Source organism: Streptomyces sp. 142MFCol3.1, assembly GCF_000424945.1.
Classification (GTDB): domain Bacteria; phylum Actinomycetota; class Actinomycetes; order Streptomycetales; family Streptomycetaceae; genus Streptomyces; species Streptomyces siamensis.
The window spans coordinates 64,675-71,574 of sequence record NZ_AUKV01000043.1 but is presented as its reverse complement, the minus strand read 5'-3'; the positions used below and the strand labels follow the sequence as shown (position 1 = coordinate 71,574).

Below are 6,900 nucleotides of genomic sequence, written 5' to 3'. Positions count from 1 at the left end.
AGCAGCACGTTCCACACGAAGATCGGCATGCGGAACATCGTCATGCCCGGAGCGCGCATGCAGATGATCGTGGTGATGAAGTTGACCGCGCCGAGGATGGTGCCGAAGCCGGAGAAGGCCAGACCCATGATCCACATGTCGGCGCCGATGCCCGGCGAGCGGACCGCGTCCGACAGCGGGGAGTAGGCGAACCAGCCGAAGTCGGCGGCGCCCTGCGGGGTGAGGAAGCCACCCACCGCGATCGTCGAGCCGAAGAGGTACAGCCAGTACGCGAACATGTTCAGCCGCGGGAACGCCACGTCGGGCGCGCCGATCTGCAGCGGCATGATCCAGTTGGTGAAGCCGGCGAACAGCGGCGTCGCGAACATCAGCAGCATGATCGTGCCGTGCATCGTGAACGCCTGGTTGAACTGCTCGTTCGACATGATCTGCAGACCGGGCCGGGCGAGCTCGGCGCGCATCAGCAGCGCCATGACGCCGCCGACGCAGAAGAACGCGAACGACGTCACCAGATACAGCGTGCCGATCGTCTTGTGGTCGGTGGTGGTGAGCCACTTGACCACGACGTTGCCGGGCTGCTTGCGCCGGACCGGTACCTCGTTCTCGTACGAGTCCTCGGTCTCGGCGGCACCCTGAGGTTCGTTGAGGATGCTCACAGGTTGTTCGTCTCCCGGTTCTTCTCGTGGCCCGTCTGCTCAATGCCGGCCGGGACGTAACCGGTCTGACCCTTCGCCGCGAGCTCCTTGAGGTGGGCCTCGTAGCGCTCGGGGGAGACGACCTTCACGTTGAAGAGCATCCGGGAGTGGTCGACGCCGCAGAGTTCGGCGCACTTGCCCAGGAAGGTGCCCTCCTTGTTGGGGGTCACCTGGAAGGCATTGGTGTGGCCCGGAATGACGTCCTGCTTCATCAGGAACGGCACCACCCAGAAGGAGTGGATGACGTCACGCGAGGTGAGGACGAAGCGGACCGTCTTGCCCTTGGGGAGCCAGAGGGTCGGGCCGGGGTTGTTCGTCTGGGGGTTCCGCGTGCCGGGCGTGCCGACGTCGTAGACACCGCCGGCGTTCGCCGGGAAGTCCTTCTTGAACCGGTCCGGAATCGCGTTCAGGTTCGCGTCGGTCTTCGCGTCACCGGTCGAGCCGGGGACGTCCGCGACGTAGTTGAAGCCCCAGCTCCACTGGAAGCCGACCACGTTGACCGTGACGTCGGGCTTCGGCTTGAGGCTGAGGAGCTTCGTCTCGTCGCGGGCGGTGAAGTAGAACAACACCGAGACGATGATGAGCGGGACCACGGTGTACAGCGCCTCGATGGGCATGTTGTACCGGGTCTGGGGAGGAACTTCGACCTTGGTGCGGCTGCGCCGGTGGAAGAAAGCACTCCACAGGATCAGGCCCCACACCAGCACGCCTACGGCGAGCGCCGCCGCCCAGGAACCCTGCCACAGGGAGAGGATCCGCGGAGCCTCTTCCGTGGTCGGGGTGGGCATACCAAGGCGGGGGAAGTCTTCCCAGTTGTACGAGCAACCGGTGGCTGTCGCCAGGACCAGGCCCGCAGTCATTGCCTGCAGCAGCTTCCGCCGCATCGGGCGCCGCGGCGAGCGGTCGGAGCCGTTGGGACTCACGTAGCGCCTTCCCGAGAGTCTCGCCCGCGCTACTGGCTGCGGCCTTCTCGCTGGTCGGTCGCCGCCCTGCGTCGGGCAGGGGTTTGGATGTTTATGCGGACCAAACCCTACTGGACGCTATTTGGGGTCGCGCGGGGAGGGTCCCTAACGCGCCGGGGGTCACCCCGAAGGGGGTGGGATGACCCATGGGGTCTGGTTTCTGACGGGAGATCGGGCCGTCCCGGCGGTCCGGTTCGTCCGGTGGGTCCCGGCCGAGGGCCGGCGGGCGGCGCCCGCGCTCCTCCCCGCACCCGTGCCGCCGCGGGGAAGTTCTAACGTTGCCGTGTGTCCTACTTCGATGCCGCCTCCGCCGCTCCCCTCCATCCCGTTGCCCGTCAGGCGCTGTTGGCCTCCCTCGACGAGGGCTGGGCCGATCCGTCCCGGCTGTACCGGGAGGGGCGCAGGGCCCGGATGCTGCTGGACGCGGCGCGCGAGGCGACCGCGGAAGCCGTGGGGTGCAGGCCCGACGAGCTGGTGTTCACGCCGTCCGGGACACGGGCCGTGCACGCGGGCGTCGCGGGGGCGCTGGCCGGTCGACGGCGGATCGGAAACCACCTGATCGTGTCATCCGTCGAACATTCCTCGGTGCTCCATTCGGCAGACATGTTCGAAGCGGGCGGCGGATCGGTCACCCAGGTGCCGGTGCTGCGGACGGGCGCGGTGACCGTCGAGTCGTACGAGGAGGCGCTGCGGCCGGACACCGCGCTGGCGTGCCTCCAGTCCGCCAACCACGAGGTGGGGACCGAGCAGCCGGTGGCGGCGGTGGCCGAGGCGTGCCGGGCGGCGGGGGTGCCGCTGCTCGTGGACGCGGCCCAGTCGCTGGGGTGGGGGCCCGTCGAGGGCGGCTGGTCGGTGCTGACCGGGAGCGCCCACAAGTGGGGCGGGCCGTCCGGCGTCGGCGTGCTCGTCGTGCGCAAGGGAGTGCGGTTCGCGGCCCAAGGCCCCGTGGACGAAAGGGAGTCGGGGCGGGCCGCCGGTTTCGAGAACCTCCCCGCGATCGTCGCCGCGGCGGCCTCCCTGCGGGCGGTGCGGGCCGAGGCGGCTCAGGAGGGGGAACGGCTGCGGGAGCTGACGGAACGGATCCGGGCACGGGTTCCGCAGCTGGTGCCGGACGTGGAGGTGGTCGGCGACCCGGACCGGCGGCTGCCCGGGATCGTCACCTTCTCCTGTCTCTATGTCGACGGGGAGGCGCTGCTGCACGCCCTGGACCGGGAGGGTTTCTCCGTCTCGTCCGGATCGTCCTGCACGAGCAGCACGCTGACGCCGAGCCATGTGCTGCGGGCGATGGGCGTGCTGACCGAGGGGAACGTGCGGGTGTCGCTGCCCATGGGGGCGGCCGAGGAGGACGTCGAGCGCTTCCTGTCGGTGCTGCCGCGTGCGGTGGCCGGGGTACGGGAGAAGCTGGGCGCTCCCGCACCGACGACGGTGGTGCGGGCCGAGGAGCTGGTCGTGGACGCCCTCGGCAAGCGCTGCCCGATCCCCGTCATCGAGCTGGCGAAGGTCATCGGGGACGTGCCGGTGGGCGGCACGGTGCGGGTGCTCTCGGACGACGAGGCGGCCCGGCTGGACATCCCGGCGTGGTGCGAGATGCGGGCACAGGAGTACGTCGGGGAGGAGCCGGCGGACCGGGGCTCGGCCTATGTGGTCCGCCGGCTGTCCTGACTAGGCGAGGTGCGCCTGGACCTCGGCGGCGGCCTCGTGGCCGTAGGCCTTGGTGAAGCGGTCCATGAAGTGGACGCGGCGCAGCTGGTACTCCTGCGTGCCGACGGTCTCGATGACCAGCGTGGCCAGCATGCAGCCGATCTGGGCGGCGCGCTCCAGCGAGACGCCCCAGGCGAGACCGGAGAGGAAGCCGGCCCGGAAGGCGTCGCCGACGCCCGTCGGGTCGGCCTTGCGCTCCTCCTCGGGACAGCCGACCTCGATCGTCGCCTCGCCGTCCCGCTCGATGCGCACGCCCTGCGCACCGAGGGTCGTCACCCGGTGGCCGACCTTGCCGAGGATCTCCTCGTCGGTCCAGCCCGTCTTGGACTCGATGAGCCCCTTCTCGTACTCGTTGGAGAAGAGGTAGGTCGCCCCGTCCAGCAGTATCCGGATCTCGTCGCCGTTCATGCGGGCGATCTGCTGGGAGAAGTCGGCGGCGAAGGGGATCCCGCGCGAGCGGCACTCCTCGGTGTGGCGGAGCATCCCCTCGGGGTCGTCCGCGCCGATCAGGACGAGGTCGAGGCCGCCGACCCGGTCCGCCACGGCCTTGAGCTCGATGAGCCGGGCCTCGCTCATCGCGCCCGTGTAGAAGGAGCCGATCTGGTTGTGGTCGGCGTCGGTGGTGCACACGAAGCGCGCCGTGTGCAGGACCTCGGAGATGCGGACCGAGCCGGTGTCGACGCCGTGCCGGTCCAGCCAGGCGCGGTACTCGTCGAAGTCGGAGCCCGCGGCCCCGACCAGGATCGGCCGGGTGCCGAGCTGGCCCATGCCGAAGGCGATGTTCGCGCCGACCCCGCCCCGGCGCACGTCGAGATTGTCGACGAGGAAGGAGAGAGAGACCGTGTGCAGCTGGTCGGCGACGAGCTGGTCGGCGAACCTGCCGGGGAAGGTCATGAGGTGGTCGGTGGCGATGGAGCCGGTGACTGCGATACGCACGGCTGGGACACGCTCCTGCGAGGGAATGGAAGGAGGGCGCGCGAAGCGCTCTTCGGAAGAGAGTCGTGGGTGACGACTGCGTTGACAGTTCACGCTACCCGGTCGGGACGCGCCCGCTGAAGCGGGCAAAACTACCCGATAGTAGATCTTTCTTCGTGACGGCATCGGTGCATACGGTTCCGGTATGACGAACCTCAAGGTCCACGGCCCCGCCCCGCTCGGCCCGGTGAGCGAACTCGAAGGCGATCTGGCGACGCTGCGCGGCGACTGCGCCCGGATGGCCCGGCACTGGTCCACCTCCGCCCCCGCGGCCGCCCGCCCCGTCTCCCCCGCGCGCATCCACGGGGTCACGGTGCCGCCCGCCTCCGCACGGCTGCTGGACGCGATGTCCGACTACGGCGACTGATCCCCTCCACGCGACCGGGTGCCGCCGAACAGGTGAATTTCGGAGGGCGCCCGCAGGGAACCGCACGCTCCCCCGGCGCGTCCCATCGCTGTCCCCCGTAAAGGGGATGCGGTATACGACCCACCAGAGCCCGTTTTTGACAGGGCCGGGTCATGGGACAGCAGCAGAGCCGAAGGAGCGATGCGGTGAGCACCGAGCGACCCGACAACGACGCGACCCCTCCCCTCGAGGGTCCTGCCGAGGGTCCCGCCGAGGACACGGAGCCGGGCGGCCCGCGCGGCCGGCGATCCCCCGTGCTCATCGCCTCGGTCGCGGCCGCGGTGCTGCTCGTCGGGGGCGGCGGCGCGTACTTCGCGGCGACCGCTTCCGGCGGCGGGAGCGGTCACGGGTCCGGGACCCCCGGAGGTGACGGCACTCCCCCGCCGCTCGCCCTGGACGGCTACTCGGAGGGAGCCGCGAGCGGCTCGGGGTCCGACGGCGGCACGAACGGCATCGCGCCCGGCGAACCCGACCCGTACGGCGTGACCTACCGCGCGGACGGCGAGCTGCCCGACGGGCCGGACTCGTCGCCCGTGTACTGGGCGCAGGGCGAGGTGACCGGTGCCGAGGTGGCCCGGCTCGCGAAGGCCCTCGGCCTGAAGGGCACGCCGAGGCTTGCCGGGGACGTCTGGAAGGTCGGCGTGACCAAGGACGCCGGCGAACCTCACCTCCAGGTGAACCGCGCCGCGCCCGGGACCTGGACGTACAGCTCGTTCGTCCCCGGGACCGACAACTGCCCCAAGGGCAAGCGCTGCGTACCGGTCGGCTCCGCCGGTCTGGCCGGGATGCGTCCGGGGGCGGTGAGCGAGGAGGAGGCCAAGAAGGCGGCCGCTCCCGTGCTGAAGGCCGTCGGGCAGGACGACGCGAAGCTGGACGCGACCCAGCTCATGAACGACGACCGGGTGCGCGTCGTGAACGCGGACCCGAAGGTCGGCGGGCTCCCCACGTACGGCTGGGCCACCGGGCTCCAGATCGGTTCCGAGAGCACGGTCGTCAGCGGCAGCGGACAGCTGAAGGCGCCGGTGAAGGGCGACACCTACCCGGTCCTCGGGGCGCAGAGGACCCTCGACCTGATGAACGGCGGTTCGGCGGCGGCGCCGGGCGGCGGGCGGAAGGGCATCGGCGGCTGCGCCAGCCCCGTACCGCTCAAGGACCGCGACGAGAAGCCGTGCGAGCACGCGACCACGCTGCCGGCGACACGGACGACGACCGTCGAGAAGGCCGTCTTCGGGCTGGCGGCGCGCGTCGCGGACGGACGGCAGGCGCTGGTGCCGTCCTGGCTGTTCGAGGTACGGACGCAGGGGGGGAAAGACGCCTTCACGGTGACGCATCCGGCGGTCGAGCCGCGGTATCTGACCGCACCGACGGCTCCCGGGCAGCCGTCCGTCCGACCGAGCCCCATGCCGACCGCACCGGGCGACGAACCGACCGCGGCGCCGTCCACGCGCAATGTCAGGGTGCAGGGCTACACGGTCGACGGGCAGGACCTGACGGTCAGCTTCACGGGCGGGGTGTGCGCGGACTACTCGGCCTCGGCGAGCGAGAGCTCGGACAAGGTGACTGTCACGGTGACCGAGAAGCCCCGGCCGGACAAGATCTGCATCCTGATCGCCAAGATCTACGAGAAGACGGTGCACTTGGACAAGCCGCTCGGTGACCGCAAAGTCGTGGGGTCGGACGGCAAGGAGATCCCAAAGGGGAAGGTGACCGTCCCCGAAGCGGGGTCGGCGCAGCCGCAGTAGGCGCGGCAGCCGGGTTTGCGCAACGCGTGATCGGAGCCGAGCCGTTCGCCTTCGGGAGAGGAGCGATCGCCCGGTGGGTGACATCGGGGAAGGGGGTGGGGGTCTCACGAAGGGGGCGGTCACCGCCGCGGAGGCGGCGCACCTGGCGAACGTGCTCGGCGTCGAGGACCTGCGGGCCACGGAGGACGGGTGGACGACCGGGGGCCGCAAGGACGGCGGGACACCGGTCCTCGACCGACCACCTGGCCCTCGCGCCGTTCTGGGCCCTCGAAGTCACGAGCGCGGACGGTCGGAACTCCGTCGCGATGCCGCCGGCGCTCTCACCCGACGATCAGTCCCGCCTCATGCGCCGGTGAACACGGCTCATGCGCCGGTGAACACGGCGAAGGCGGCGTCCCTGTCGGAGGGGGACACCGCCT

At 70.7% G+C, this 6,900-nt stretch carries 6 protein-coding genes; 3 read left to right on the top strand and 3 right to left on the bottom strand.

All coding sequences use genetic code 11. The features are described from left to right. Positions 1 to 656 (bottom strand): cytochrome c oxidase subunit I (locus H305_RS0138855; protein WP_028805213.1); only part of this gene is annotated, 656 nt, incomplete at its 3' end. After that, positions 653 to 1,618, bottom strand: coding sequence for a cytochrome c oxidase subunit II (gene coxB, locus H305_RS0138850; protein WP_028805212.1), 966 nt, complete (start codon positions 1,616 to 1,618; stop codon positions 653 to 655). The genes H305_RS0138855 and coxB, both read right to left, overlap by 4 nt. A gap of 324 nt (positions 1,619 to 1,942) precedes the next feature. On the opposite strand from coxB, the gene H305_RS0138845 reads away from it, so the two are divergent. Next, positions 1,943 to 3,319, top strand: a complete 1,377-nt coding sequence (locus tag H305_RS0138845; protein ID WP_028805211.1) for a cysteine desulfurase/sulfurtransferase TusA family protein — start codon at positions 1,943 to 1,945, stop codon at positions 3,317 to 3,319. Here the strand turns inward: H305_RS0138845 and H305_RS0138840 are convergent, their stop codons facing one another. Then, a complete protein-coding gene (locus H305_RS0138840; protein WP_028805210.1) occupies positions 3,320 to 4,294 on the bottom strand; it encodes a carbohydrate kinase family protein in 975 nt (324 codons plus the stop codon). 184 nt (positions 4,295 to 4,478) lie between these two features. Here H305_RS0138840 and H305_RS0138835 point away from each other — a divergent pair, with 184 nt between their 5' ends. Next, positions 4,479 to 4,700, top strand: a complete 222-nt coding sequence (locus H305_RS0138835) for a hypothetical protein (protein WP_028805209.1) — start codon at positions 4,479 to 4,481, stop codon at positions 4,698 to 4,700. 185 nt (positions 4,701 to 4,885) lie between these two features. After that, on the top strand, positions 4,886 to 6,481 hold the full coding sequence (locus H305_RS0138830) for a hypothetical protein (protein WP_051371449.1): 1,596 nt from the start codon (positions 4,886 to 4,888) through the stop codon (positions 6,479 to 6,481). The last annotated feature ends 419 nt before the right edge of the window (positions 6,482 to 6,900 follow it).

Excerpts from the sequence above, each read along its gene's own strand:
- H305_RS0138835 (WP_028805209.1), top strand. The coding sequence starts at position 4,479 with ATGACGAACCTCAAGGTCCACGGCCCCGCCCCGCTCGGCCCGGTGAGC.